This window comes from Psychrobacter sp. KH172YL61, from assembly GCF_007182895.1.
Taxonomy (GTDB): domain Bacteria; phylum Pseudomonadota; class Gammaproteobacteria; order Pseudomonadales; family Moraxellaceae; genus Psychrobacter; species Psychrobacter pacificensis.
This window is the reverse complement of record NZ_AP019516.1, coordinates 1,224,330-1,249,706: the sequence shown is the minus strand read 5'-3', so window position 1 is coordinate 1,249,706 and position 25,377 is coordinate 1,224,330. Positions and strand designations below refer to the sequence as shown.

At 43.5% G+C, this 25,377-nt stretch carries 25 protein-coding genes, 9 pseudogenes and 1 riboswitch; of the genes and pseudogenes, 9 read left to right on the top strand and 25 right to left on the bottom strand.

The genetic code is table 11. The features are described from left to right. Window positions 1-103: 103 nt before the first annotated feature. Window positions 104-836, top strand: a pseudogene (locus PKHYL_RS06630) (heavy metal response regulator transcription factor). Continuing rightward, on the top strand, window positions 826-2,379 hold the full coding sequence (locus PKHYL_RS06625) for an ATP-binding protein (RefSeq protein WP_240366282.1): 1,554 nt from the start codon (window positions 826-828) through the stop codon (window positions 2,377-2,379). Before PKHYL_RS06630 ends, PKHYL_RS06625 begins: the two are co-directional and overlap by 11 nt. Before the next feature lie 286 nt (window positions 2,380-2,665). Here PKHYL_RS06625 and PKHYL_RS06620 read toward each other — a convergent pair. After that, window positions 2,666-2,929, bottom strand: a pseudogene (locus tag PKHYL_RS06620) (transposase); the annotation flags it as partial. A 245-nt stretch (window positions 2,930-3,174) separates the two neighbouring features. On the opposite strand from PKHYL_RS06620, the pseudogene PKHYL_RS06615 reads away from it, so the two are divergent. Then, window positions 3,175-3,830 (top strand): annotated as a pseudogene (locus PKHYL_RS06615) (IS1595 family transposase). A gap of 489 nt (window positions 3,831-4,319) precedes the next feature. On the opposite strand, the gene PKHYL_RS17360 reads toward PKHYL_RS06615, so the two are convergent. After that, window positions 4,320-4,763, bottom strand: coding sequence for a substrate binding domain-containing protein (locus tag PKHYL_RS17360; RefSeq protein ID WP_269778287.1), 444 nt, complete (start codon window positions 4,761-4,763; stop codon window positions 4,320-4,322). A gap of 4 nt (window positions 4,764-4,767) precedes the next feature. After that, window positions 4,768-5,295: a LysR family transcriptional regulator gene (locus PKHYL_RS17355; protein WP_269778286.1), complete on the bottom strand. Its 528-nt coding sequence runs from the start codon at window positions 5,293-5,295 to the stop codon at window positions 4,768-4,770. An 81-nt stretch (window positions 5,296-5,376) separates the two neighbouring features. Between PKHYL_RS17355 and PKHYL_RS06605 the strand changes: the two genes are divergently transcribed. The 4 genes and pseudogenes from PKHYL_RS06605 to PKHYL_RS06595 all read left to right on the top strand — a co-directional run bounded on the left by PKHYL_RS06605 (window position 5,377) and on the right by PKHYL_RS06595 (window position 7,230). After that, complete coding sequence (locus PKHYL_RS06605; protein ID WP_240366281.1) at window positions 5,377-5,634, top strand: hypothetical protein; 258 nt, start codon at window positions 5,377-5,379, stop codon at window positions 5,632-5,634. A 26-nt stretch (window positions 5,635-5,660) separates the two neighbouring features. Further along, window positions 5,661-6,242, top strand: a pseudogene (locus PKHYL_RS06600) (LLM class flavin-dependent oxidoreductase); the annotation flags it as partial. A gap of 64 nt (window positions 6,243-6,306) precedes the next feature. Continuing rightward, window positions 6,307-6,441 carry a hypothetical protein gene (locus tag PKHYL_RS17350; protein ID WP_269778285.1) on the top strand — a complete coding sequence of 45 codons (135 nt, stop codon included), beginning with the start codon at window positions 6,307-6,309 and terminating at the stop codon, window positions 6,439-6,441. Window positions 6,442-6,522: 81 nt separating this feature from the next. Continuing rightward, window positions 6,523-7,230: an IS1 family transposase gene (locus PKHYL_RS06595; protein ID WP_071001787.1), complete on the top strand. Its 708-nt coding sequence runs from the start codon at window positions 6,523-6,525 to the stop codon at window positions 7,228-7,230. Window positions 7,231-7,498: 268 nt separating this feature from the next. Here PKHYL_RS06595 and PKHYL_RS06590 read toward each other — a convergent pair. The 22 genes and pseudogenes from PKHYL_RS06590 to PKHYL_RS06500 all read right to left on the bottom strand — a co-directional run bounded on the left by PKHYL_RS06590 (window position 7,499) and on the right by PKHYL_RS06500 (window position 24,042). After that, window positions 7,499-7,993: pseudogene (locus PKHYL_RS06590) on the bottom strand (IS1595 family transposase). Between the two features lie 53 nt (window positions 7,994-8,046). Then, window positions 8,047-9,195, bottom strand: coding sequence for a catalase family protein (locus PKHYL_RS06585; RefSeq protein ID WP_240366280.1), 1,149 nt, complete (start codon window positions 9,193-9,195; stop codon window positions 8,047-8,049). 66 nt (window positions 9,196-9,261) lie between these two features. After that, window positions 9,262-9,978 carry a Dyp-type peroxidase gene (locus PKHYL_RS06580; RefSeq protein ID WP_240366279.1) on the bottom strand — a complete coding sequence of 239 codons (717 nt, stop codon included), beginning with the start codon at window positions 9,976-9,978 and terminating at the stop codon, window positions 9,262-9,264. Continuing rightward, window positions 9,957-10,196, bottom strand: coding sequence for a hypothetical protein (locus PKHYL_RS06575; RefSeq protein ID WP_240366278.1), 240 nt, complete (start codon window positions 10,194-10,196; stop codon window positions 9,957-9,959). Before PKHYL_RS06575 ends, PKHYL_RS06580 begins: the two co-directional genes overlap by 22 nt. Beyond that, a complete protein-coding gene (locus PKHYL_RS06570; protein ID WP_240366277.1) occupies window positions 10,169-10,825 on the bottom strand; it encodes a hypothetical protein in 657 nt (218 codons plus the stop codon). Before PKHYL_RS06570 ends, PKHYL_RS06575 begins: the two co-directional genes overlap by 28 nt. A gap of 91 nt (window positions 10,826-10,916) precedes the next feature. After that, window positions 10,917-11,458 (bottom strand): annotated as a pseudogene (locus PKHYL_RS18065) (hypothetical protein). A gap of 370 nt (window positions 11,459-11,828) precedes the next feature. Further along, window positions 11,829-12,242: a transposase gene (locus PKHYL_RS06555; protein WP_240366274.1), complete on the bottom strand. Its 414-nt coding sequence runs from the start codon at window positions 12,240-12,242 to the stop codon at window positions 11,829-11,831. An 86-nt stretch (window positions 12,243-12,328) separates the two neighbouring features. Further along, window positions 12,329-12,448 (bottom strand): annotated as a pseudogene (locus tag PKHYL_RS06550) (IS630 transposase-related protein); the annotation flags it as partial. 174 nt (window positions 12,449-12,622) lie between these two features. Then, a pseudogene (locus PKHYL_RS06545) lies at window positions 12,623-14,301 on the bottom strand (NAD-dependent malic enzyme). A 559-nt stretch (window positions 14,302-14,860) separates the two neighbouring features. Then, a complete protein-coding gene (locus PKHYL_RS18650; RefSeq protein ID WP_442966127.1) occupies window positions 14,861-14,953 on the bottom strand; it encodes a hypothetical protein in 93 nt (30 codons plus the stop codon). Continuing rightward, window positions 14,938-15,435 carry a manganese efflux pump MntP gene (locus tag PKHYL_RS06540; protein WP_240366273.1) on the bottom strand — a complete coding sequence of 166 codons (498 nt, stop codon included), beginning with the start codon at window positions 15,433-15,435 and terminating at the stop codon, window positions 14,938-14,940. The genes PKHYL_RS18650 and PKHYL_RS06540 overlap by 16 nt, the downstream gene beginning before the upstream one ends. Before the next feature lie 7 nt (window positions 15,436-15,442). Next, window positions 15,443-15,610: riboswitch (yybP-ykoY riboswitch) on the bottom strand. A gap of 192 nt (window positions 15,611-15,802) precedes the next feature. Continuing rightward, window positions 15,803-16,582, bottom strand: coding sequence for a TonB-dependent receptor domain-containing protein (locus tag PKHYL_RS17345; RefSeq protein ID WP_269778284.1), 780 nt, complete (start codon window positions 16,580-16,582; stop codon window positions 15,803-15,805). Then, a complete protein-coding gene (locus PKHYL_RS17340) occupies window positions 16,569-18,188 on the bottom strand; it encodes a TonB-dependent receptor (protein WP_269778283.1) in 1,620 nt (539 codons plus the stop codon). The genes PKHYL_RS17345 and PKHYL_RS17340 overlap by 14 nt, the downstream gene beginning before the upstream one ends. 350 nt (window positions 18,189-18,538) lie before the next feature. Continuing rightward, window positions 18,539-19,594, bottom strand: coding sequence for an MFS transporter (locus tag PKHYL_RS06530; RefSeq protein WP_269778282.1), 1,056 nt, complete (start codon window positions 19,592-19,594; stop codon window positions 18,539-18,541). Window positions 19,595-19,626: 32 nt separating this feature from the next. Then, the gene (locus PKHYL_RS17335; RefSeq protein WP_269778281.1) at window positions 19,627-19,986 is read right to left on the bottom strand and encodes an MFS transporter; all 360 of its coding nucleotides are present in this window, start codon (window positions 19,984-19,986) and stop codon (window positions 19,627-19,629) included. Window positions 19,987-20,027: 41 nt separating this feature from the next. After that, entirely contained in the window at window positions 20,028-20,588 is a 561-nt protein-coding gene (locus PKHYL_RS06525) for an iron chelate uptake ABC transporter family permease subunit (RefSeq protein WP_269778280.1), read from the bottom strand. Next, window positions 20,579-20,845 (bottom strand): iron chelate uptake ABC transporter family permease subunit, encoded by a 267-nt coding sequence (locus PKHYL_RS17330; protein ID WP_269778279.1) that lies wholly within the window; start codon window positions 20,843-20,845, stop codon window positions 20,579-20,581. Before PKHYL_RS17330 ends, PKHYL_RS06525 begins: the two co-directional genes overlap by 10 nt. 1 nt (window position 20,846) lies before the next feature. Further along, on the bottom strand, window positions 20,847-21,959 hold the full coding sequence (locus tag PKHYL_RS06520) for an iron chelate uptake ABC transporter family permease subunit (RefSeq protein ID WP_240366272.1): 1,113 nt from the start codon (window positions 21,957-21,959) through the stop codon (window positions 20,847-20,849). Beyond that, the gene (locus PKHYL_RS06515) at window positions 21,901-22,167 is read right to left on the bottom strand and encodes a hypothetical protein (protein WP_240366271.1); all 267 of its coding nucleotides are present in this window, start codon (window positions 22,165-22,167) and stop codon (window positions 21,901-21,903) included. The genes PKHYL_RS06520 and PKHYL_RS06515 overlap by 59 nt, the downstream gene beginning before the upstream one ends. After that, window positions 22,167-22,874, bottom strand: a complete 708-nt coding sequence (locus PKHYL_RS06510) for an ABC transporter substrate-binding protein (RefSeq protein ID WP_240366270.1) — start codon at window positions 22,872-22,874, stop codon at window positions 22,167-22,169. Before PKHYL_RS06510 ends, PKHYL_RS06515 begins: the two co-directional genes overlap by 1 nt. 75 nt (window positions 22,875-22,949) lie before the next feature. After that, window positions 22,950-23,228, bottom strand: coding sequence for a hypothetical protein (locus PKHYL_RS06505; RefSeq protein ID WP_240366269.1), 279 nt, complete (start codon window positions 23,226-23,228; stop codon window positions 22,950-22,952). 50 nt (window positions 23,229-23,278) lie between these two features. Then, a pseudogene (locus PKHYL_RS06500) lies at window positions 23,279-24,042 on the bottom strand (ABC transporter ATP-binding protein). 187 nt (window positions 24,043-24,229) lie between these two features. Here PKHYL_RS06500 and PKHYL_RS06495 point away from each other — a divergent pair. Together PKHYL_RS06495 and PKHYL_RS06490 are read left to right on the top strand one after the other, a co-directional pair. Beyond that, complete coding sequence (locus PKHYL_RS06495; RefSeq protein WP_240366268.1) at window positions 24,230-24,397, top strand: hypothetical protein; 168 nt, start codon at window positions 24,230-24,232, stop codon at window positions 24,395-24,397. Window positions 24,398-24,419: 22 nt separating this feature from the next. Beyond that, entirely contained in the window at window positions 24,420-25,334 is a 915-nt protein-coding gene (locus PKHYL_RS06490) for a siderophore-interacting protein (protein ID WP_240366267.1), read from the top strand. Window positions 25,335-25,377: the final 43 nt, after the last annotated feature.

Genomic DNA, 25,377 nt, shown 5'->3' with positions numbered 1-25,377 from the left:
CCATTTGATGACGAGCGCATGACATCTTTGTCAGATACCAGTCCGTTTTGTCATTTATATTGATTTGGGTATTATAAAATCATAATTATATTGAAGGATTACTATGAAAGTACTACTAGTAGAAGATGAATTAAAACTCGGCGAATATGTAAAAAAGGCTTAAGTGAAGCAGGCTTCATTGTTGATCATCAGCTGACAGGTTTAGATGGCTACCATGCTATGATGACTGAAGAGTTTAGCGTGATACTCATGGATGTTATGCTGCCTGATGTTAGCGGTTTTGAGCTAGTACGTAATTACCGAGCGGCTGGCAAGCATACGCCAGTTTTATTTTTAACGGCAAAGATGATTTAGATGACAAAATCAAGGGGGATTGAGATTGGCGGTGATGATTATCTGACCAAACCTTTTGCCTTTGCAGAGTTAATAGTCAGGATAAAAGCTTATTACGACGCGCCAATCAAGCCGACTATAAAAGTACGCTCATGCAAATAGCGGATCTCAAAATGGACATTGCCAAGCGCACTGTACATAGAGGAGACACGCCCATTAAACTAACCGCAAAAGAGTTCTCCCTATTACAGTTTCTATTAGAGCGCCGCGGTGAAGTATTACCACGCTCAATCATTGCTTCACAAGTATGGGATATGAACTTTGATAACGATACTAATGTGATTGATGTGGCAATAAGACGTCTGCGTATAAAAATAGACGATGAGTTTGATACCAAGCTAATTCATACTGTGCGTGGCATGGGCTACCGATTAGATGCTGTCGACGTTTCAGCTAGTAATAAAGCTGCCAGCGAAACGGAAGATAGCCAATATGATAAATAGATTGGACAATCGACGCTTACCCTTACTATGGCGAACTGTGTTTTTATTGACGATATTTGTCGTTTTATCGCAGTTGATAATCTATATCTGGGTACAGCACTCTGTTAAAAGCCATTTTGAGCAAATGGATGCTGAAATCATTACCCACGCAGCCTTTAATCTACGTAAGCGCGTAACAGAGGCGGATAACCAAATAGCCTCTCAGACACTACCTAAGCCTCAAAGTCCATCAAACACTCAACAACCGCTAAGCTCGAAAGCTTCTTCAAATCTACTTCCTACAATAGCCACAGAAAATGATGATCACCTGCATTCATCAGCGCTAGATTACGATCTAAAAACTATCATTGCTGATAAAGAGGGGCGATTGCTATCTAGTACTCCCAAAAACTTTGCTAATGAATTAAGTGCCGACTTTAACCTATTATCATTACAGCAAAATCATGATGACAGACAGTTTGTAATAAATATTAAAGACAGACGTTATCGAGCTATGGTTATTGGAGACGATGACATGCTTGCCCTTATCGCCTTACCCATTGACGTGCATCATCAGTATTTATTACAGTTTAACCGTCAACTTAGTCTGATCCTATTTGCCATCACACTACTGTTGATTTCAATAGCAGCCTTAAGCGTGTATTGGGGTTTTGCCCCTTTATCCACTATCGTGCAAAGGATGAAAGGTATTCATCCTGAAAGATTGAGCGAAAGAGTAATAGTTAGTGATATGCCATTAGAGCTAAGACCTTTAGCAGAATCCTATAACTCGATGATGGCTAAGCTTGAAAGCAATTTTGAGTCGTTGTCGCGATTTTCAGACAATATCGCGCATGAGCTACGCACGCCAATAGCGACGCTGATTACGCAAACGCAAGTCATGTTAAATAAGCCTAGAGAGGAAGAGGAATATGTCGAACAATTACATCAGCAACATGACACCTTAGAGCAATTATCGGCGATGATTAACAACATGCTACTGCTAGCAAAAACCCAAAAAGGACTGAGTGATTCGCAAGTGACTACTGTAGATACTGAGGTCCTAATCAATAAGCTGTTAGATTACTTTGAAATGATTGCCGAGGATCGTAAAATAACTTTTGTAAAATTAGGAGATTTTAAGGCAGTATTAGGCGATGAAGGTTTATTGCAAAGGCTATTTGCTAATCTGCTATCAAACGCGATCTACTACGCCGCTAGTAATAGTGTCATCACAATATCAGCCACTGTCAACACTCCAAATACTTCCGTTAATACTTATAAGATGCTTGAAGACGATCAAAGTAACACTCAAACCGCGAAGCAATCTTGGCTAGAGATAACTTTTACTAATCTTCTAGAAAAACCGTTAAACCAAAGCGAAGCAGATCGATTGTTTGAGCGCTTTTATCGTCATGATAAAACTAGCCAGCACCACTCAGGCTCAGGTTTGGGTTTATCTATCGTTCAGGCTATTGCTAATGCTCATAAAGGGACGGTCAATATCACTATCAAAGATGAGTATTGTTTTGAAGTTACTGTAGGATTATTGATTGCTAAGTAGCATACACCTCAATATCCTAGTGTTCAAAATATTAATAATATGTAGACCTACTATAGGTCTATTTTATTTTGATAAGTCGAAAAGGCTCTGAATGCTATTATTCATATAGTGTATAAGGCTAGATTATGAAGTCTAGTTTTCTTAGGTGATGTTGTTGATATGGGGGTTTGATAAAGGCGTACTTTACTAACTGCCACTTCGGGCATAGCCCTACGCCTTGCGTCACTAAAACAGTCTCCCAGACTGTTTCTTAACGTTCCTCATTCGCGAAGTACGCCGTCGCATTTTTTAGTATTTCACGCTCCTCTTCAGCCACTTTGAGCTGACGCTTGAGCTGCTTTATTTCTTGAAGAGCACTCATAAGGTCAGGATCATATTGCTCTGTGCCGACAAGCTTGCCTTGATTGGATTTGTTATTCCAGTTTGAGAGCGTTTGCATGGCAATACCAAGCTGCTTTGCAGTCGCTGAAATATTGCCATTATTATCTGCTATTTTCTTGACAGCTTCGGCTTTAAATTCGTCACTATAAGTTCTGATTTTCTTGGTCATGGTAAACTCCTGTTATTGTGCTTAGTTTACCAAGTTTAGCTCTACGTTTTATTCAGCATAGCTCAGGCAGCTTAATTCCATTTATAAGGTGTCTTAGGTTTGGGAGGGTTACCCATATTTATTTAATGTGTAAATATTAGCTAAATATTTACAAATAACTTCCCAGTCATAATAACTGTTTACTCTTAACTCATTAATATACATTTAGGGGCTGTAGTAGATAAGCACTATGCTAGACTACTTTTATGAAGATAACCCATTGTAAACTAAGTAAAAAAATACAGCGAAGGCTGTTAGAGTTTTTACGGCTGAAGTGACTGCTAGAACAGCCGCAGATTTGCTTGATATTCAGCCTAATACTGCTGCACTTTTTATCATAAAATAAGACTTGTGATAGATTACCATCTCTCATTAGAAGCTGATGAGCTTTTTTGATGGTGAGGTCGAATTAGATGAAAGTTACTTCGGCGGTGTACGCAAAGGCAAAAGAGGTCGCGGGGCTGCTGGTAAAACCGCTGTATTTGGGATTCTAAAACGAAACGGTAAGGTGTATACCATTGTCGTAGTAGACACCAAACAGACTACTCTAATGCCTGTTATTAAGCGTAAAATCAAGCCTGACAGCTTTGTTTATACGGATAGCTATCGAAGTTACAATGCACTGGATGTGAGCGAGTTTAAACATTTCAGAGTCAATCACTCTAAAGAGTTCACTTGCGGTAAAAACAATCACATCAATGGCATTGAGAACTTCTGGAATCAGTCTAAACGAACACTCAGAAAGTATAATGGGATCGATAAGAAGAACTTCCATTTATTTTTAAAAGAATGTGAGTTTAGATTTAACTATGGTTCACCATCTAATCAGCTAAAATTCCTGAGAAAATGGTGTGATATTTAATCCTTATCTACTACAGCCCCTACATTTATTCATCCAGACAAAAGACTTCTTTTTTAGATTATATCAACTAATGATATTATTCATAGTAAACACTAAGCAGCTCAAACCTGATAAATGTAAATTAGCAGCCTAATATAACAAAAGATAACAATATTTTTTATGAATAATATATCTTCAGGATCAGCTATCTAACTCATAAGATTGTTGGTATAAATGTTGGTATAATAAAATTAATATTTATAAATATCTTTTAATATCAAAACTTAATCAATAAGTATGGTTGATACTGGGCCCACTATATTCAAACCCTTACAGTCATTGACTTGTAAGGGTTTTTATTGTCTAAAATTTATGTGACTGCATGGATGTAATTAATTTTTGGGGCTGTAGTAGATAAGCACTATGCTAGACTACTTTTATGAAGAAAACCCTCCCTAAATTAGATACGCATAATATTCTACTGCTTTTCACAATATCACCATCTACAGTTTAACCTATCAAACGCTGTGCTAGAAAATTTACCAACACGCCAATTTTTACCACATTACGGCTAGTGGGCGGATACACCAAATAAATCCCGTCATCGGTCGCCAAAGACGGGGTCACTTGCCAATCAGACAACACCTGTACCAACGCCCCAGACTGCAACGCTTTCTCAATCAGCCAATTAGGTAAATGGCTAATCCCTTGTCCATCAAGCGTGGCTTGTTTCAGCATTTCTATATTATTACCCATCAAATTCCCTGTCACCCGCAAACTTTGCGTTTTACCCGTTTGATGGAAATACCACTTTGACGCATAGCCTTGATACATAAACGGCAAACAATTATGCTCGGCTAATTGTGACGGTGTTTGTGGTATTCCATGCAATCGTAGATAATCGGGACTGGCACATAACAGCCGTTGCTGAGAGGCAATAAATTTTGCTACCAAGCGGTCATCCTCCACACGCCCTAACCGCACCCCCTACATCATATTTCTCATTAAATAAATCTACAAATTCATCACTGGCAAATAGCTCCAATTCAATTTTTGGGTATAAATGGGCAAATTCGGCAAGCAATGGGGCGATTTTTTCAATCCCATAGGCACTGGGAAAAGTAAGGCACAATCGCCCTTGTGGCTCAATTTGCTCCTCTTTAATCGCTTCATTTACCTGTTGTAATTCAGCTAATATCGGCTCAGTCTGTTGTAAATAACGCATCCCTGCATGGGTCAAATCCAAATGTCTGGTTGAGCGATTCAATAGCTTAACTTGCAAGGATTGTTCTAAGTTATCAATTTGCCGAGTGACAGACGACACCGCCAGCCCAAGCTGACTTGCCGTGGCAGTAAAGCTATTAGTATTCGCCACATGGTGAAAAATAGTGAGGGCATAGAAGTAATTGATGGTCATGGGTTTGTTAGCAGTTAAGTGTATTTTTGAATAAACATATTTTTGCAAAAAAAGCAAAACTGTTTCCAATTTTACCCCAATTATCATTAAAAACAAAAGCATTATACTAGGGCTATATTTTTTAATGCTTAATTTAACGGAGTGACTCCCATGACCACAAGCTCACAAACTGCTGTACCAAACCTCTCTGTTCTTGGACAAGACAATAGCCAATTACTTCACACCGCTCAGACGAATGAAAATATAACCCCGCAACAAAAACAACTACCCCCTCATCTTGCCAATCACCCTGCATTTAGTGAGGTGTTTCAAGCGGATAAACTCACCTTGGGATTGATTGCCCCGTTTAAAGGCTATCCCAATAGTCCGATTCCGAGCTTAGAAGACTTTGGGAAACCGCTGTCTTAGCAGAACAGCTTGGATTTTCTGCACTATGGTTGCGAGATGTGCCATTTTATGACCCAAGTTTTGGCGATGTTGGACAAGCATTTGACCCCATGGTTGCCATGGGCTATTTGACTGCGAAAACCCAACGAATTGCGATAGGTTCAGCAGGCATCGTTGCACCTTTGCGGAGTCCCATTCATATCGCCAAAGCCTCAGCAAGTACGGCAGTATTAAGCAATAATCGCTTTATTTTGGGAATGTCGAGTGGCGATAGACCTGTGGAATACCCTGTGTTTCAGCAAAACTTTGACAATCGTGCCGAGCGTTTTCGAGAAAGTTGGGACATGATTCGTGCCTTAACCACCCAAAAATTTCCGCAGTTTAAAGGGCAACATTATGGGGATTTAACAGGCAATATTGGCTTTATCCCTACCCTTGAACAACGCTTACCGATGGTTGCTATTGGTCGTGCCAGACAGGAACTAGATTGGCTTGCTAATACTGCCGATGCGTGGATTTGGCATGGGGTAAACCCAAAAGATACCAAAAACATTGTGCAAACCTTGGCGGATTTAAATCAAGATGACGCTTGGCATCCCTTTTGGTTATGCCAATTTTGTCGAACTTAGTGAGAAGCCGAATGAGCCTGCTCAATTATCTCGCAATATTTATCTACGAGGCGGGTCACATAGTTTGCTGGAATTTTGGCAAGAGCAGAAAGAACAAGGCTTATCTCATGTCGCCATTAATTTAAAGCCTACCAAACGCCCTGTCAAAGAAACGTTGCAAGACTTAGCAGAAAATGTGTTGGCCAAATTAAACCAATAAAAATGGGGGTGGTGTATCAAAAAGTATGCTGGGGTAATAAAGGAAGGGTGACAGCCGAAGCAAGATGATATATTTGAGGTTATGAAGACACAAATACAGATCAATTGCCCCGACTGTCTTAGTCACAGTCTTAGTCTAAAGAAAAATGGTATAAAAAGCTATGGCAAGCAGAACTACCAATGTAAGGACTGCAAACGACAATTCATTGATGACCATGTCTTAAACTACCAAGGCTGTTACTCTCAAATAGAAGACATCTTACGGCTGATGACTGCTCGAGGCTGCGGTGTTAGAGACATAGCCATCATTACCTCGGTGAGTATTGGTAAAGTGCTCAGCACCATAAGCTCATCCGTTTATAAGATCCTGCCTAATAAGCGCTACTATGAACGCTTAGAAGTTGATGATTTTTGGACTTACGTATATCGTAAGAAGCGTAAAGTCTGGCTTATTTATGCTTATGACCGGGCTACTAATGAGATTGTCGCTTATGTTTGGGGCAAACGCGACTTAAAAACAGCTCAGAAACTAAGAGCGCGTCTTAAGCAACTTAAAGTGAGCTATGACTCTATTAGCATGGACAATTGGGACAGTTTCATAACGTCCTTTAAACCAGATAACAAACAAGTTGGCAAACAGCATACGATAGGTATTGAAGGCAATAATTGCCGTCTTAGACACCGACTAAAACGAGCCGTTAGAAGAACCTGTTGTTTCTCTAAGAAGCTCGATAATCACTTAAAAGTGTTTGATTTGGTATTCTTTTATATCAATGATGGCTATGTCTGATGTCAGCATACTTTTAGAACACCACCGATACTTTAAAGGTATTAATTCTAAATTGTAGATTTAACTAGGGTGTGTTGACAATTACCGTCAATGGATAATCGTCGCTGCTAAATAGATATTAGCAGCAAACGACTCATCCGTTTTTTCAGCACGCATGGCAATTTTCTTGCATCTCTGCGAGTATAAGCCTTATCTGTTTGCTCAAACAAAAATCCTAATACCACGATGAAAAGTGGTATTAGGATTTTTTAGGGGCTGTCCTAGATAACTAGTTTAAACCCTGTTTAACCCATTGTTTTAATTGTAGTAATTGCGACTTTGGGTCACTGTGATTAAAACGCCACTCACATTCCTTTAAATAGAGGGTGAAAATGCTCTTTTGGAACTCCGTTAAACTTACGTAGATGCCGTTTAGCTTGGTTCCAAAAGTTCTCTATACCATTAATGTGATTCTTATCATTAACAAAGGTTTTGGAGTGGTTGATACGATAATGAGTAAACTCACTGACATCTAATGCGTTATAGCTTTTAAATGAGTCAGTATAAACAATGCTATCAGGCTTCACTTTTTCTCTTATGATGGGGATCAAAGTATCTGCTTTAGCATTGGGTATAATACAAGCGTAGACCTTGCCATTACGCTTTAACTGGCTGTGGTTTTATTAACACCGATTAGGCTTGCTGCTGTTCTCGCGGTAGAACCAGCAACAAATAACTCGATGAGTCTGTTTTGTTTATACCAACTTAGTTTACTCTTTCTCATAGTGCTATCCTAAATAATTTTACTTATCTAGGACAGCCCCAAAAACAATTAGTCTAAAAAAAAGACTTAGCAAACGTCTCCTTTAAACTCTTTGGCTCACGGCGCTTGACGTCGTTGAGTTTATGGCGAGTCTCGGAGGCGACTTGATAGGCCTTGAGACGCGACTGTTGTAAGTTTCCGATAGGACGGTTCTCTTCAAGACAGCGAAATGGGGTAAAGGATAGATTCTCCATAATCTCAAAATTACCGTCATCTGGTACGTCTTGGCAAGGAAGGGTTAAACGCGCTACGGTGACAAAGGGCGTATCCGACTCTTGCCACTGCGTCGTAATCTCTTCAATCGGCTGCTTTTTGAGATTACGGCATAGCTGAATCTGGATATCAAACTGATAATCATGTTCGCGTATCTCCTCGACGATAAGCGGTCGCAGCGCCTCTTCGCGGGCGTCGACATCGACATCACGGCGCGTGACTTTTTTTGACAGAAGAGGCTGTTGGCGTTGCCCGTATCTTTGCCATATAATCACCATGACGCACCACACCTTGCGAATGAAAGTCGTATAACAAGGTATTTTTGGTTCAATCCTCGTAAAGCCGCCGATAGCTTTAAAGGTTTTAATCGACTCTTTGGTTGGTAATCTTGAGCCGTAATTGGTCAGCCAGTTAAACGCCAACTGCGCTTTACCGATCGCGCCCTTCTCCGTGTATTTAGGTAATTCCAAAAACAGTCTTGAGAGATAGGTATACTCCTCAATTCTATTGCAAAAGAACACCGGATGATTGATAAAGTTATAATCAAAGGTCGTACTGTCCTCCTCACCGGGAGCGAGCTTCTTACCCGGTACGTCAAAAACTTTAATCGCGAGACCTTGAGCAAAGCCCAACTTACGATCAGCGAATACTCGAGATGAACCGTTGGACAAACGAATCACCGCATCATGAATGCCCGCTTTAGCATACAAACCTTGCGCGTACTCTTTGGGAATATCATCTAATATCTCAAACTTGGCTTTTAGTGCGCAGTACCCCTTGGCATGGGCATCACGCGTGTGATAATCGATATTACTGGCTTTATCACTACGCGAAATATAGCTTTTGATATCGTCGGTAATAGTACGAATGTTTTTTTCGTCCTCAGCACTTAATTCGATATATTTTGGATCGTAGGGGACGTATTTGGGTTTAAATAATTTTTTTAGCATTATATTTCCTAATTTTATTCATGATTATTATTGTTAAGTGGTGACTATTACAAATGGTACTGAGAGTTAAGACAGCTCGCTAATCCATTTTAGCGCCGATAAACTCGGAATAAAAAAGTACTCGCCGCCGTGCAAGGTATTAAAGGTTTCAATACCATGGTAGCGTTTGCGAATTGGATCAGCCGGAACAGTAAAGGTATCTGCATCGCTGTCTTTATCACTTCCTCCTTTATCACCAAAGTGCAAACCAACCATAGGATCTTTTTCTTCGCCTAAGCTCATAAAGTTGCCATCGTTGATCCACTGCGATTGCAAGAACTCAACCGTCTCCATGGCATGAGCATTAATACCAATAAAAAACAGACCGCGATCTTTGCCATCGTCCTCTATTACATCGGGTGGCACAACTTCACCAAAGCCCACGCTACGTCTAACGATACGGTGAATACGCACATCGGATAAAATAAAATCTTCGCTATCGCGTGGGTTCATACGCCTGATATGCGCGCCAAACGGACACTTTTTACCGTAAGGATCGTCTTTATAACCAAAGTCGTTATTGCGGCTAGGATCATCGCCAAGCGCTTTATCATCATGATCGGGAGACAAAACGAGCGGCGCGCCTGAACGCCAGCGTCCCCACATTTTTGCACCTAGCAGCTCCGCCTCTTCTTCGCTGTCGGTATTATCTTTGCGGTATTTATTAAAAGCAGCAACATGGCTATGATAAGCACGTAACACCATAAACGAGCCGTTCTTGCCTAAGACTTCAGGCTGCGGCATAGGCGCAACCAGCCCTGCCTCCCCCTTCGTAACCGAGCACAAACTCCCCCTGCGGCAATAGGATCGCCGTCATGGTTCGAAGGCGTCTGAATACCACTGCCTTGAATCTCAGGATTACTGATACCGTCACGATAACCAAAGACGTTTTTGACGATGTCATTTGAACCAAAGTCCTGCTCGATTAGGATTTCTACATCACCATTAGCAGGATTGTCCACATCGATATGATCGGTAAGATTATCTCGAAGCTCGTCAAGTTTGGCCTGCCATTTATCTTTAGTATCAGCGATAATAGCCGCGCCCACATGGATATCACCCTTATCCCCAAAAGGTGCCATCCAATTCTCAGGGCATTAACATCAAAATCGCGCAACTGCTCAGCACGCGCTGCCATACCTGCTTTAAAAGACTCAGGAAAGCTATCAAGTGATGACTGCGGTACACCTAACGCTTGTAGACCCTCGTAAGTCATGACGATAGACAGCGTGGCTTGCATGTCTTTGTGCCAGTCTTCACTACCGGTTACATGAGGCAACACCTGCGCTAGCATTTGTTTGCCAACGTCAGCATTATTGATTTTTAGTGCTACTACCGTGCCAAAATATGGGGCGGGACGCTCACGTAGGACGATAGATTGAATATCTTTTAGCTGCATGGTGACGAGATTGGGGTTAAAGACCCCGCGCGCCCTACGAGCCATCATCTCAATACCGTCACCGACTTCCTCTTTCACGCCTTTAAGCCACGTCTCAAAATCGCTGTTTTCGATGCGATTGCCAAACTCATCTTTTAAGTCTTGCAACTTATCGGTCAATCCCGTTAAAGGTTTGTTATCATCATTACTCATACATCGCCCTATTCATTTTTTTATCGTTATTAAAGTATGACCGTATCAAAGCCTTGAAATTTATGCGTTTAAAAATACAATGTCTAGAAAATTAGTTTGTTTGCGCTTCATCTAAAGCTTTATTGATGCCTTTAACAATACGCTCATGACGGCGAATATCTTGTACCGTCAGATGCGGGACGCCTACGTACCAGCCTGCAGCAGTAATCTGATGATCAAGAATAAACTGCTTAACACTTGGGTCTTTGATACCCGGCCAGCCCTCGACATTGCCGAATAAAATATCCATGAGTTCAGGAATTTTGGTGGCGAAATCATCAATATAAGGATCCCAGTCGCCGTCATAAGCGGTGCAAAAAAGCACTCTTGTATCATTATCTAAAAGACGAAGCGCAAATCGTGCAAAGTGCCTACCCTTGTCGCGCCTTTTAGATTGCCCCCTGCTATTTTTAGAATCTCTTTGAGACGGGCAGCGCCGCCGTCTTTTAGCGGTGCGATAACGGTAAGCTCGGATACTTTGCCTGACTTTAGACCTTTCTCGCCGGCGCTAGAGATTGAGTGATCATAACCATCATTGCCGCCCTCTTTTAAATTCGCCACTAACAGATCTGCCCGCAGTTTAAAGGCATCCATAGACTCAGTGATTTTATCTTTCAGATCTTCTGAATTATCGATAATCCGCTCTTTATTATTGTTTTTACTCATAAGTCTTTCCTATATGATTGCTGTTGAGCTATTACCATAGCAAAAACGGTAAAAGGCTCAAGTAATAGCGGACTAATCACACAAAACAAAACATAGATTTAACAATAACGTTTTAAATTGCAGCAGTGTTACAAAAATAGACGGCGCACTTACCGGTGCAATAAATCTTGGTCGTACTTATTAAGTCTTTAAAAGCATGACTGTTTTTGTACTCGTTATTAAATACTAAAAAAGCTTGGCTACTCTAGGTAACCAAGCTTTGAAATCATACTTCGAGTTTTTATAATTATTTATATAGTCAGTTCAAAATAAAATTGTTATGGTTAGGACAAACATCATAAAACAATTTGGATAAGTCGTTTTCCATCCAGCCTTGGCGTAGAAACTTTACTTGTGCCCATTTCTTTTCAATGGAATTCAGATCAGGGCTGTATGGTGGCAGCCATAGAATACGATGACCATGCCTATTCAGTAGCTTTTGAATACGCTTACTCTTATGAAATCTGGCATTATCCATCACAATCAAGCATTTGGTTTTAAGACTTGGGATTAGCTTGTGTTTGCACCAGTGATAGAAGACGATGCTGTTGATGTTTGTCTCAAAGTAATCTAGGGCAAACAGCATCTTTTCATACAGAGCACCGATAACGTTGGTTCGCTTTTTTACCTTGCCAGTTGTAGCTATCGATACAAGGCTTACCAATCGGTGCATAACCATGAGAGCGAATGGTCTGACTCTCAAAGCCGCGCGCGTATATATAAACGATGGGATAGCCTTGTTGCCTAAAGTGCTCAAGCTTATTCTGATATATCGCTCTTTTGATCGGACAGGCTTTTGGATGTTCTAAAGTCTTTTTTTTGACTGATGCCTAGGCGCTTTAGGGCATGATGAATGCCTGTTTTACTACAGTTCAAACGGAAATACCCCCAAATTTAAAACACCAAATAAGTAGAACTAAGCTGCCATTATACTATCGATATCCCTTCCAATTTTCTTGCATCTCTGCGAGTATAAGCCTTATCTGTTTGCTCAAACAAAAATCCTAATACCACTTTTCATCGTGGTATTAGGATTTTTTATATCTTTCTATATTAAAAAGAAGTACGGCGATAGTGACGGTATTCAGGTAACCAAAAGTTTGCCTCTATTCTGCGTTGTAAGTTTTCCGCGGTATCAGGTAGTGCCAGCTTATCTTCAACCGCTTGCACTGCTACGGCATAGGCTATTTTTTCACTAATCTCTGATCACTTTGATTGGCGGTAGTATAGCACCCGGTGCTTTTTGGTACTCCATAGAGATATCTGCAAGGGCTTGGCTTGCCGCCATTAGCATATTATCACTGATACTTGTCGCCTGAGCCGCCAAAACGCCAAGACCGATGCCTGGGAATATATAGCTGTTATTACACTGAGACACCTCAAAGGTCTGGCCATTGAAGGTCGTGGGAGGAAAAGGACTGCCTGTTGCAATGATGGCTTTGCCACGACTCCAGTTCATCACTTCTTGCGGTGTTGCCTCAACACGAGTTGTTGGGTTTGACAGCGGTAATACAATTGGATGTTCCGTATTGGCGCATAACGCTTCGATGACCTCTTGGGTAAACAGACCTTTTGGCCACTGACACCGAACAATACCGTGACACCGCCTTGCTGAACGACTTGTGCCAAACCGAGCTTGTTGCTCTTGTCCCAATGCGCAATGTCTGATTCTTTTGTACCAATGGTACTTGGAATTTTTGTAGCTCGGTCATGCTGTCGGTCAACAGACCATAACGATCCACCATAAATACTTGGCTACGTGCTTGCGCTTCAGTCAACCCTTCACGCTGCATTTGGCGAACAATATGTTCGGCGATACCACAACCTGCCGAGCCTGCGCCCAAAAACGCGATTTTTTGCTCGCTTAATTTTTGACCTTTATTCAAGCAAGCAGCAATCAAGGTACCGACCGATACCGCAGCTGTCCCTTGGATATCATCATTGAAACAGCATAGCTGGTCACGATATTTATTCAATAATGGGGTGGCATTTTCCTGTGCAAAATCTTCAAACTGCAATAACGCTTCTGGCCAACGGCGTTTAACGGCTTGAATGAATAAATCCACAAACTCATTATACTCATCGCCAGAGATACGTGGGTTTCTCCAGCCCATATACATAGGATCGTCAAGGAGCTGTTGATTATTGGTGCCGACATCTAACAAGATTGGTAAGCAATACGCTGGGCTAATACCACCGCACGCCGTGTATAAAGACAACTTACCGATTGGAATGCCCATACCGCCAATCCCTTGGTCTCCAAGGCCCAATATACGTTCGCCGTCAGTGACAACGATCACTTTGACGTTTTGTTTGGTGGCATTTTGCAATATATCATCAATTTGATGGCGCTCAGCATATGAGACAAATAGCCCCCGTTTACGGCGATAGATTTGCGAGAATTTTTCACACGCTTGACCAACTGTCGGGGTATATATGAGCGGCATGATTTCTTCAATGTGCTGCTCAACCAAATGATAAAACAAGGTTTCATTGGTGTCTTGAATATTACGCAAATAGATATGCTTGTCCATATCACTCGTGAATGAGCGCAGCTGATGATAAGCACGCAATGATTGCTCTTCAATCGTCTCAATATTATGCGGTAGTAACCCAGTTAAATTAAAGCTATTGCGCTCTTCTGCTGAGAAGGCACTGCCTTTATTGAGTAAAGGGGTCTCTAAAAGAGCGGGGCCAGCAACGGGAATATATAAGGGACGCTTATTTGACATGATAAAATATTCTTCTTAAGGGCATATGAATGAAAACTGTATTAGGGCTGCATTATACATAGCATCGACTGCTATTTAACAATATGTAACAAAATCATTTTAAACATGTATTTTTTTAGAGATCTTTATCATTATGCATTCCATCCTGATTCGCATCCAATCGCTGACAATATATAATTGTCTTGATAAACAATTGCCCAATTGATATAGCAGATATATACTCTTATAAAAGCATATATTTGTAAGGGAGGCTAAATTGTTTATTAATCATAAAAGATGTCCGAAATGTGATACTAGCCTCAAACGTTCTGATTGGAGCTGTAGCCATTGTGGTAACCAAAATTTGACGAATTGGATGCTCACTTTGCCTATGTGGGGCATTGGCATTTTTATCTTCATCATGATTATTCTATTGATGATTAACAATTTTTGTAGTACTGAGATGTTCCGTTCATTTAGCAAGAGTTATGGTGTTATGTGCTGATTATAGACATAAAAAAGCCCAGCTATATCAATAGCTAGGCTTATATTTATCAAGTAGCTCATATCTATCAAGTGACTAAAGATGACTGAATAAAATCCATGTACCGATGGCAATTAGCATCACACCACCAAATATTTCAGCTCTGTGACCGATTATGGAGCCCAACACCTTTCCCTAACATCACCCCCTAGCGTGACCATTATCGTAGTCGCTAGACCAATCAGACCTGCCGCCAGCAAAATATTGACCTTGACAAATGCTAGGCTCACACCGACAGCCATGGCATCGATGCTGGTACCAAATGCAGTCAAAGCAAGTTTAAAAAAAGAATGTCTCGATAGCACTTCTGCCGTTTCATCACTTGGCTTCAGTCCCTCATACAGCATGTGCAGACCGAGCGTAAAAAGTATGACAAACGCGACCCAATGATCCCATGCCTCAATAAAAGACGCATCTATAAAGGATGTGGCAGAGTGACCAATTAACCAACCAATAATCGGCGTGATCGCTTCAATGGTGCCAAAAATAACGCCCATTCTGAAGGCTTCGGTAAAACGAGGGTTTTTAAGAATTGCTCCTTTACTGATTGCCACAGAAAAGGCATCCGTAGACATAGAAAAAGCAAGTAATAGAAGTGCGATAGGATTCATGTGATTTTCTCTGGTCGAGTATAGAGTCCACGACATAGCCACACCCCCGACCTGCAGTGTAGATATATCGATGGTCTCGCCAACCGAGAGGTGTTCGCACCATGGCATGTGGCCAAGTGTGTTGATACGAACGCTTTCGCAGTACGAAAGCAGGCTACTCCCCAAAGAGTGCTTAGATTAGCATTGATACGCTATAAGTCAATCATAAAATACTAAAGAAGAATTTTACACCTGATAAAGCGTGAAGTTGGAAACGCTAGCAAATACTCTTGGAGCAGATGAATGATTTAGAGAGTTATGAACATAAAGAAACCCCTTCACGCTAAATTTTCATAGCATGAAGGGGTTTTTTAATGCGTGGCGCTTTTTAGTAATCCACGGTATAGCTCAAGCCGTAAGTTGTCCCTGAAGCAGGCAAACGGTTTAAATCGCCAAAGGTCGTTTGATGATACACGGTCTGATAGTCTTTGTTTAAGATATTATACACGCCGTAGCCCATACGGCCGACAGGCAGTTTGACTTGCCCAAGCACATCAAAGGTCGCATAGCCTGTTAATGGCTGCGCACTCGCGTCTGGGTCGTTCTGTTGGTCCTTATAAGCCTTGTCGCTACCGCCGACTGCCAGCGCTTGCAAGCGAATATTGCTGCCTTCGCTAAAGTTATACTGCGCGTATGCCGTGCCTTTGAGTGGCGTCAGGCGTACTGCATCCAGCTCCAGCCAGTCGCCGTCTTTTTTGTATTGCCCGCGGGTATAGGCAAGGCTGCCGCCAAACTGCCAGTCTTTGTTCAAATCATGCGTGAGCGAGGCTTCAGCGCCGTAAATACGTTCGTCCGTATCGACGACTTCAACGGTATAGTCGTTGGTAAAGCGTACGGTTTTGTCTGAGTCGTTATAAAAACCGCTAACCTTTGCGCTGGTATCACCGCGCTTACCTTGCCAGCCCAGCTCGTAGTTATTGATAGAAATGGGCTGAATATTGTCTGAGTTGACCACAAATCCAGCACGCACGTCACGTAAGGCGCGCTGCACGTCAGCCGTGGTAAAGCCTTGCGAGAAGTTAGCAAAGACTTGGTCATCATCGGTCAACTGATAGCTGGTACCAAGGTTAAACAGCACTTTGTCGTGCTTACTGCTACCCGCCCTCAACCGCGCCTGCTTCGTAATCAATACCGTAAGCGTCAGCAATATCACTGATGCCATTGGTCGCAAAATAATCCGCCAATAGCTGCTCATAAATGGGCACAAAACGGTCGGTATCCGATTTGATGTTTTGATAGCGCACGCCAGCGCTGGTGTGCCATTTGTCGGTCATATCCACATCGGCATTGACGAACGCGCCCCATTTATCGATAGTGGTTTTTGGTCCGCCGTTATAGCTCAGACCATTACTTGTTGAAGTCAAGCCATTACTTGCAAGAAAAGTAGTCAGGTCTTGGCCATAATAGGTCTGCTCACTCTCTTCACGTTCAAAATCCGCGCCATAGCTGAACAAAGTATTTTTACCCATGACATCGGTTTCAGTCTGCATAGCGGCGCGCAGTCCCATCACCTCAATATCCGCTTCAGACTGCGTAACTACGACCGATGCACCCAATAGCTTTCCTAAGGTGTCTGCATCGGTTAAACCATTATTTACCCAAACGTCTTTGGCTTGACTAGTAAATGATTTTCCTGACGGATAAAAGCGTGCTTTTTCGTCACGATAATAGCCTGTCAGACTTAGGTTAGAACCCAAAAAGTCACTGTCATTATAGTTTAGGTTGACCGAGCTTTTGGTATTGTAGGGTTGATTTTCGATTTTAGCACCGTCAATAGCACGCAATGAAGGCGTAGTTCCTTCTTGGAGCACGGATAGATTATCCCCATAATCAACGCCATAATCGGTGTCTTGCTCGCTGTCATAATAGGTCGCCGCAAGATTCATGGTCTTGGTATCGCTAATATCAAAGCCAAGGTTGGCGTTGACGCTAATAGTATCGGTGTCTTGGTTGTCGGTTTGGTTGGCATCAGGGCTGATGCGGTCGCCATGACTGTCAAACTTGCCACCTGTGGTCTCGTAGTCTACATCGACATTACCATACACGCGCTCGCCGCCGTAGCCGATGCTTTGTCCCACATGATAGCCGAGCGAGTCGGATTTAAACTCGCGGCTGCTGTTAATGCCAAGGCGCGTCTGTCTTGTCAAGCCATAACCTGCCGTTGATTTGGTCACGATATTAATCAGACCGCCTGCTGCCCCCGCGCCATAGATGCTGGTCGCACCTGAGAGCACTTCGACGCGCTCAATTTGCTCAGGGTCGATGCTGTTTAGCTCGCGTGATAAACTGCGCGAGCCAGATAATGGCACGCCGTTGAGCAAATACTGTACAGGACGCCCGTGCATGGTCGTGCCGTAGTTACTGACCGAGCCGCTACTCACGCCAAGGCTGGGCACGAGCTGGGCTAAGATGTCCCCAACCGTGCGGTTACCTGTCGCCTGCGCCTGAATGTCCGCCTCATAAATCACTTGCGTGACAGCAGGCATTTCACTAATTTTCTGTGCCAGCGCTGTGCCTGTTTTGGCATTGGCACTAACTGTAATAGCATCTAAAGTCACACTAGGTACATCGCTTGATGATGCATTCGAGGTCGCCGCAGCGGTGGCCTGCACACCTGATGCACTTTGCACTGAATTGGCATTGGTTTGGGCGTATAACTGCTGGCTGATACAAAGGGTAAGAAGAGATAGAGCAACGTGATGGTGGCTTTTCATAATTACTTCACTTAGGTTGTTTCACTTAATTGGATAGGTGGACAGTGATATGCGTTATATTTAGCAAATGATACTGTGTGTACTAACTTTGTAAATGATATTCTAAATGATAATGATTTTTATTTCTATAAGTATTTACAAATAGGTTTTTATAAGTAGCGAGTGACCATGTTGACTGACTTACTGCAATTACCGTCCGTTTCTTTGGTAAATTTGGCGAAATGGTTAGACAGTGACATAAGCGGCTTGTCTCAAAGTTTGTTCAAATAAATAGATAAAAGGGATAAGCCTTCAAGCAGATCGTCATTGACACCGGTAATCTACATACCGCCCAACTATGAAGTTGATCGTTATGGCGCGCGGGGTAATTTGCAGGCAGAAGGAAGTGTGAACAATAGCATCAACGCGATTATCACCAGTATTTCTTGGATAGCGCTTGCTATGCCAACATCACTACCTGCGGCTAGTAGCTGCGCGCTTCGACTATGGATATAAAGGGTTGTCAACGTGATAACGATGGTAGAGATGATACGGCGACTGATATTATTGAGTGCAGCTCCCTCAGTGACCGAGTCTTTAGGTAAGCTACTAAAACCCACTGTGGTGGTTGGCAGATACGCCAAACCCACGCCGACACCGCGCACACTCATCGTCAATATGAGTAGCCAAAGTGTGGGCTGGTACAAGCACCATGCGAGCATCAAAGTAGACAGCGCACTAATCGTGATACCCGCCATACCAATCCCTCGAGCACCGCGTTTGTCTACCCGCTTGCCAGCATAATGCGTGGTGATACTGGCGACGAGCGTCGCAACCATCAGAACGACGCCTGTCCATAAAGCGCTTTCACCCATCACCTCCTGAATCAATATCGGCAATAATAAAAGACACAGCATCAAGCCTACTGTTTGGGTGATACTAATGACATTACTGTGCAAATAAGTTTTATTGTCGAACAAACCCACATTTAGCAACGGATGGCTCTGACGACGCTCATACGCCCACCAAGCCACGGCTGACAGCAAAAATAAAATAGACAATGCGCCTAATGCCACTATTTTTAACAAATCATCGCGGCTTGAGATACCGTGAGTAAAATCTATTTTGAGGGTGCTCAGCCAAATCATCATCGTCAGTAGCCAGATGATCAAACTGACAAACCCTACCGTATCAAAAGGGCTTGCGGTGTCATGCGTGCCTCTATCAGGTTCAGGTATCAATCGCCACACCATCGCCATAACGATCACACTAAGGGGTAATGTAACGGCAAACAGTGTCCACCATGCAAACTGATCAACCAAATAAGCACCAATCAAAGGACCAAATGCCAAGGACATCATAATAACGATGCCCCATAGCGCCATTATCCCACCGTGCTGCTGCTTTGGGTAAATCCGATACAGCATACCAATTGAGAGCGGAATAATCAGCCCACCACTCAGCCCTTGTATGGCTCCGCCATGATGACAAAGCTCATATTAAACGCCATCATACCCATGACCGAACCGAGCATAAACCCAAGTACTGCCGCCAAATAGACTGGCTTAGAAGCAAACCTTTTGTTTAAGTAACCGCTCAGCATGAGCCCCACACTCATGGCCAACACATAAGCATTTAGTACCCAGCCGCCAAGCACGATATCGACGTCAAACACTGACATAAATACAGGAATGGCTGGGTTGAGCGCGCTGTTACTAAAGCTGATGACCGTACCACCGAGCAATAAGGTCACTAGTACCCGCCGTACTTGCTCATCGCTCAAGCGCTGATCCCTGCTATTTTTATGAGCGTCATTCATAAGCGCTTGATTGTTGGTTCATCGTTTCATAAAAAAACAAACTAACTATTAGCAGCGGTTGGCACTTTGCGAATAAGCCATAAGAAGTAGCCCCCGCCAATGATAGCGGCAACCGTACCAGCAGGCAGCTCATAAGGAAACATCACATACCGCCCGATCCAGTCCGCTATTACCATAACCCCCGCGCCTAAGAGAGCAGCCAGCAGCAATTGGCGCTCAAGTTTGACAGCGCCAAGAGACGTCGCTAAATGCGGTACCATCAGCCCAATAAAACTCAAAGGACCCACAGCAAGCGTGCTCGCGGTACTAAGCGCGGCTACGAGCGCCAGTAGTGATAATGTCACGGGGGTCACTGCCACACCCAAATTACGTGCCACACCCGTCCCTAGACCAAGAACACGTAAGGGTTTGACAATCAATAAGCTAAGTACCAATAAGATAAGCGCAATGCCCATCAGATACCATACTGTACTAGGCTGCGCACTATAGGTAGTGCCTGATAGCCAACTGAGCATCGCCTCAAGACGCGGGTCACCTGAGAGCTTGACCATGTGCATGACCCCATCCATCATGGCAGCGATACCAATACCGACTAACAGCAATAGCCTGAGCTGACTCTACGTGCCAGCCACATAATCAACAGCAGCACCGCCATCGCACCTGACAGTCCTGAAATCAGTAACGTACCTGCGCCAGCAGAGAGTCCCAAAATGGGTAATAATAAAAATCCTAAAATAACCCCAAGCGCCGCGCCTGAGCTGACCCCTAAGACTTCAGGACTGGCCATAGGGTTACGCGTTAGCGTCTGTAATAATACGCCTGCGACCGCAAGCATCATCCCTGTTGCCGCCGCGCTCAAGCTACGAGGGCAGACGATACTGCTGTGTCAGCGCCCAATCAGTACTAATTCCCCAACCATTGATATCCTGTACAAAAAGACAAGCCAACATTATCGTGATGATAACTCCAACGCTCCATCGCCAAAACACAACGGTCTTATTTTGACCGCTCATCATAGGGGTGATGGTTTCTATCCGATCGCGGCGCTGGCGCAAAATCAGCCAAATAATCAGTGGCGCTCCTAAGATTCCCGTCATGGCACCAGCGGGAATTTGCATCCCCAGTATAGGCTCAAGCAATAAGGCAACGTTACTGGTCAATAGCAATAACAATGCACCCAGCCCAAATGCCGTGACCAAGCGCTTACCAATGGACGAGATACCTAGCGCATTGACCAAGCTTGCGGCACCAAGCCCTATAAAACCAATCAGCCCAACCTCACTGATGACTAGTGCGGTCACCACCGCCACAATGACGACCACTAAGGCGCGAATACCATTGATAGGCACGCCCAAACGTTTGGCTTGTGAGTCGTCTAAGCTCATCAGTGTCAGCGGCTTCAATAAAGGCAGGCAGGCTATCGCCGCCAAGGTCGCTGTGATCATCAGCGCTCGACTGCTATCCCAGCTGCTTTGTGCCAAAAACCCAGCCGCCCATGACAACATACCGTTGCTTCTTTCAGCAAAAAATAACACCAATACATTGGCAACAGCGGCAAGCAAGATATTGACGACCAGACCTGCCAGTATCAGAATCAGCGGATTGAAGCGACTAGGCGCGGACAAGGCAAACACCAAGCCCATACTCATGATGGCACCGACAAAGGCCACGTAGAGACCACCATAAATAGCCAAACTCGGCAAAAATAGCGTCACAATCAACATAGCCAACTGAGCACCGATTCCGACTCCCAATGTGGTGTCTGATGCCAATGGATTTTTGACCAGCTGCTGTAACAAAATACTGACTACGCCTAATAATCCGCCTGCCAACAGCGCCACCACACTGGTCGCAACCAAATGAAGCTGAGTCGCCATACTGGCAATATCAAGCTGCAAACTTGGTGAAAATAGCTCACTGAGTGGGCGTGTCCATTCTCGCTCTAATAGTGCCCAGCCACTGCATGCGGACAAAACCACCAATCCTATAAAAATCACCCACAATCGCCAAGACGCACTGCTCACGACAGACGACGGAGGCTGAGATGGATGTGGTGGCGGCTTGGGCGATTTGGGCGATGAGGACATCACAGTTGCCGTATGCGAGGGAGGACGTAGAGCTTAGGCTATTAGCGCTATGGGTGTTGCTGGCACTGCTCGTATGATTGGTATGAATAGTCATTATATCGCGCCACCTATTAACGAAACCGTGGATAAATTATTGGCCAGACTGACCAATGACGACATCCCGCCATATATCCAGACTGGCGGCAACTCCGCCATACAGCGGCGCTCACCATAGCCCAAACGCTGCCATACCAAACTGTCCTTAATCTCAGCTCTGGTGATGGGACTGAGTGGGTCGATGATCAGCAGGCAACTCTCATCATCTAACTGCGCCAAATCACCCATTCGTATCGGTACAAACCCCCACTGATTGCCCTCCCCTAAGACCACAAGCTCTTTGCCCATCTGCTCTAATGCCACCTTAAACAGGCTGTTATCAACATACATGCGCATGTTATTGGCATCCGCAAACTGGACGACCGCGAACTTTTTGATTATTGGATAGCGCTGCTGAAACTGCTGACTGGCAAGCTGTATGTCTTTTTGACTTTGTACAATATAGTCTTCAGCCATCTTGGGATTATCAATCAATGCACCAAGCGCGCGCGTCGGTTCTGTATAGTCAGCCCACGTTGCCGCTTTTCCTTTTGCCGCAAACATCACCGACTGCGCAGGCACATCACCGTATAAGCTACGGGCATGCTCATAAAAAGCGTTATCTATGACCATATCAACGGGAAGCTGTGCAACCAGCTCAGCATTGGGCTGATAACGAATCCCGATATCGGTGGTTGCTGCTGGGAGATGGGGCGCCCCACCCATCTATCCCACACTCTGATATCACCAGTGGCAATCGGTGCATGACCCATCGCAGTCAGCGTTGCAGCATTGCCCCAATCAGGGGGAGACGATATTGATACGGTCACTATCAATACGGTCACTATTAATACGGTCACTATGGCTGTTTGCTGTTTCGGTAATATCTTTGGGAGGTGATGTATCAAAGCGAGTAATATCTTTGTCAGATGACGAGTGACTGCAAGCGGTCAACGTTAGACAGACTAATATTATAAAAGCTAAAAGCGTCTGCCACTTGCGTACTGTTATTGGCGTCACTGACGCTGGCATGAGTATCGAGCGCTTGAATGATTCGTATTGATAAAAAATAGAAAACATAGGAGCATATCTTTTTAGGCGAGTTTGGGTGAAAGAGAAGCGATCTGATGTCAAGCAACTGCAACAGGCTGCCCAGTAATAGGATGACTGAGCAGCTGCATATCCACATTAAAAATATCGTGTAATACACTAGGCTGCATCGTGCTTTTGATAGTGCCATTGTGACAAACTCGGCCGTTTTTTAGCGCAATGATTCGATCCGCATACTGCGCCGCCAGATTGATATCATGAATGATAATCACCACACTCAAGCCTTGCTCATCTACCAAACGACGGATAAGCTGAATGACCTCAATCTGATAATGCATATCTAATGCAGCAAGCGGCTCATCAAGCAGTAGATACTTGGTGTCTTGCGCCAAGCACATCGCAAGCCAAGCACGGGCGCGCTCACCGCCTGATAGCGTCGATGTAATGCGATCAGCAAATGCTTCGGTTTGGGTCACCTTTAGCGCTTGATCAACTTTATCTCTATCCATTTGGGTTGGCTTTTGTAGCCACTTTTGATGCGGATAGCGTCCGAGCATCACAAGCTCACGCACGGTAAATCCAGCGGCGTCAGGTAGTTGCTGTGGCAGATAAGCCATATGACGTGCCAGCTCCTTACTGCCGTAATCATTGATGCGAGTATCATCTAAGGTAATACTACCGCTACTACTCGCCATCTCCCTGCCAATGCCTTAATCAGAGTCGACTTTCCTGAACCATTGTGTCCAACTAGCGCCACCAACTGCTTGATATCAATCTCGCAGCTCACGTTATCTAGTAAAGTATTCCCTTGTCGACTGATGGTCAGTTGGTTTGCACGTAACATATAGGCACTCATTATTGATAAAAATCAAAATTGATAAAAAGTAAAAAATTGGCGTCGATGATGCTTATAGTTTTGAAACAAAAGCGACAATAAAGAGGATTTTACTCGTAAACGATAATAAAAACAATTATCATTAACCAACTAGACGTTTTATCTCCTCACTTATCATCTGCTTATGAGTATCAATATGGCTAATATCTTCCTATCTTCTGCACATAATACCTATGGTCAAGACAAACCATATACTTCCTTAAACACTCCTGAACTAAACGACATCATCACCTATATCAACGAAGAGCATCTAGATGAGCTGTTAGGGTTTTTAAACGCATTTACTCCCTATATCCACGGCTGAATTGGATAATATAGAGGTGAAATTGACTCGCGTTTACGCTGAAGGCCTTGGGTTACAAGTACAGACAAAAAATACAGAATCTCCATCTACCAATGCTCAAAATCACCCTGAACAGAGTCAGACTTTTTTTATTGCCTTTCCTGCAGCCATTACGCATCCTGATGAGCTACAAATTCAATATATTGCACTCAAACAAAAAGCGGATAAAAAGCTGGGTAAAAAAACGATTAAACTGACCAAGCAAGTATTTGATGTGCAAGACAGTTATAGAGTCAGCAAAAATATGCTGCGCCTTGAACTGAACATGCCCACGTTGAATAATACTAACGGCACATCAAACCCGACCTCAGTACCCATCAACGAGGCAGGTTACGCGTATTTATTTGATTTAGAGCACAATGCATTGATTAAAGACACAACAGCTGACAATATTGATGACAGCAAAAATACCTCACGCCTTGCTCGATCTCATTGTTATTACACCTTAAGAAAAGCATGGCATACCCCTGCTGGCATACAAGCGTGGGTCGATGTTTTCTTACATGGCAATACACCGGGCGGTAATTGGGCCAACTCACTACAAGCAGGTGATACCGTAGTGACCAAAAGGGAGTTTCCTGAAAAAATTGAGCATTTGCGTGACGGTCAAGCGTTACTGATCGCTGATGAAACGTCTATGCCAACTGTCGCGAGATTACTCGAGCTATGGGAAAACCCAACACCGCCGTTAGTTGTTAGTGTCACACAAAACGCGGCGGATCAACGTTATTTTGATACCGTAAAAATACGTAGTGGTATTGATGGCAGCATAACTAATCGTATTGACAGCAATAGTGAGCGCACTACCAAGAATACCGTTAAAGACAACTTTACTGTCCCTTCCCATCGTCACCGATCAGCAATGCTCAGGACAGCATTTAGCGTCCTTAATCGATAATACGATAGGCAATTATTTGATAGATCAACCTATAAAAATTGAT

Coding starts and splice junctions, on each gene's coding strand:
- PKHYL_RS06530 (WP_269778282.1), bottom strand. CDS start 19,594: ATGCTGTATCGGATTTACCCAAAGCAGCAGCACGGTGGGATAATGGCG.
- PKHYL_RS17340 (WP_269778283.1), bottom strand. CDS start 18,188: ATGAAAAGCCACCATCACGTTGCTCTATCTCTTCTTACCCTTTGTATC.
- PKHYL_RS06540 (WP_240366273.1), bottom strand. CDS start 15,435: ATGAATCCTATCGCACTTCTATTACTTGCTTTTTCTATGTCTACGGAT.
- PKHYL_RS06625 (WP_240366282.1), top strand. CDS start 826: ATGATAAATAGATTGGACAATCGACGCTTACCCTTACTATGGCGAACT.
- PKHYL_RS06585 (WP_240366280.1), bottom strand. CDS start 9,195: ATGCTAAAAAAATTATTTAAACCCAAATACGTCCCCTACGATCCAAAA.
- PKHYL_RS06605 (WP_240366281.1), top strand. CDS start 5,377: ATGACCACAAGCTCACAAACTGCTGTACCAAACCTCTCTGTTCTTGGA.
- PKHYL_RS06515 (WP_240366271.1), bottom strand. CDS start 22,167: ATGACTATTCATACCAATCATACGAGCAGTGCCAGCAACACCCATAGC.
- PKHYL_RS06570 (WP_240366277.1), bottom strand. CDS start 10,825: ATGAGTAATGATGATAACAAACCTTTAACGGGATTGACCGATAAGTTG.
- PKHYL_RS17335 (WP_269778281.1), bottom strand. CDS start 19,986: ATGAATGACGCTCATAAAAATAGCAGGGATCAGCGCTTGAGCGATGAG.
- PKHYL_RS06555 (WP_240366274.1), bottom strand. CDS start 12,242: ATGCACCGATTGGTAAGCCTTGTATCGATAGCTACAACTGGCAAGGTA.
- PKHYL_RS06495 (WP_240366268.1), top strand. CDS start 24,230: ATGGCTAATATCTTCCTATCTTCTGCACATAATACCTATGGTCAAGAC.
- PKHYL_RS06580 (WP_240366279.1), bottom strand. CDS start 9,978: ATGCCGCAGCCTGAAGTCTTAGGCAAGAACGGCTCGTTTATGGTGTTA.
- PKHYL_RS06595 (WP_071001787.1), top strand. CDS start 6,523: ATGAAGACACAAATACAGATCAATTGCCCCGACTGTCTTAGTCACAGT.
- PKHYL_RS06505 (WP_240366269.1), bottom strand. CDS start 23,228: ATGTTTTCTATTTTTTATCAATACGAATCATTCAAGCGCTCGATACTC.
- PKHYL_RS06510 (WP_240366270.1), bottom strand. CDS start 22,874: ATGGGTGGGGCGCCCCATCTCCCAGCAGCAACCACCGATATCGGGATT.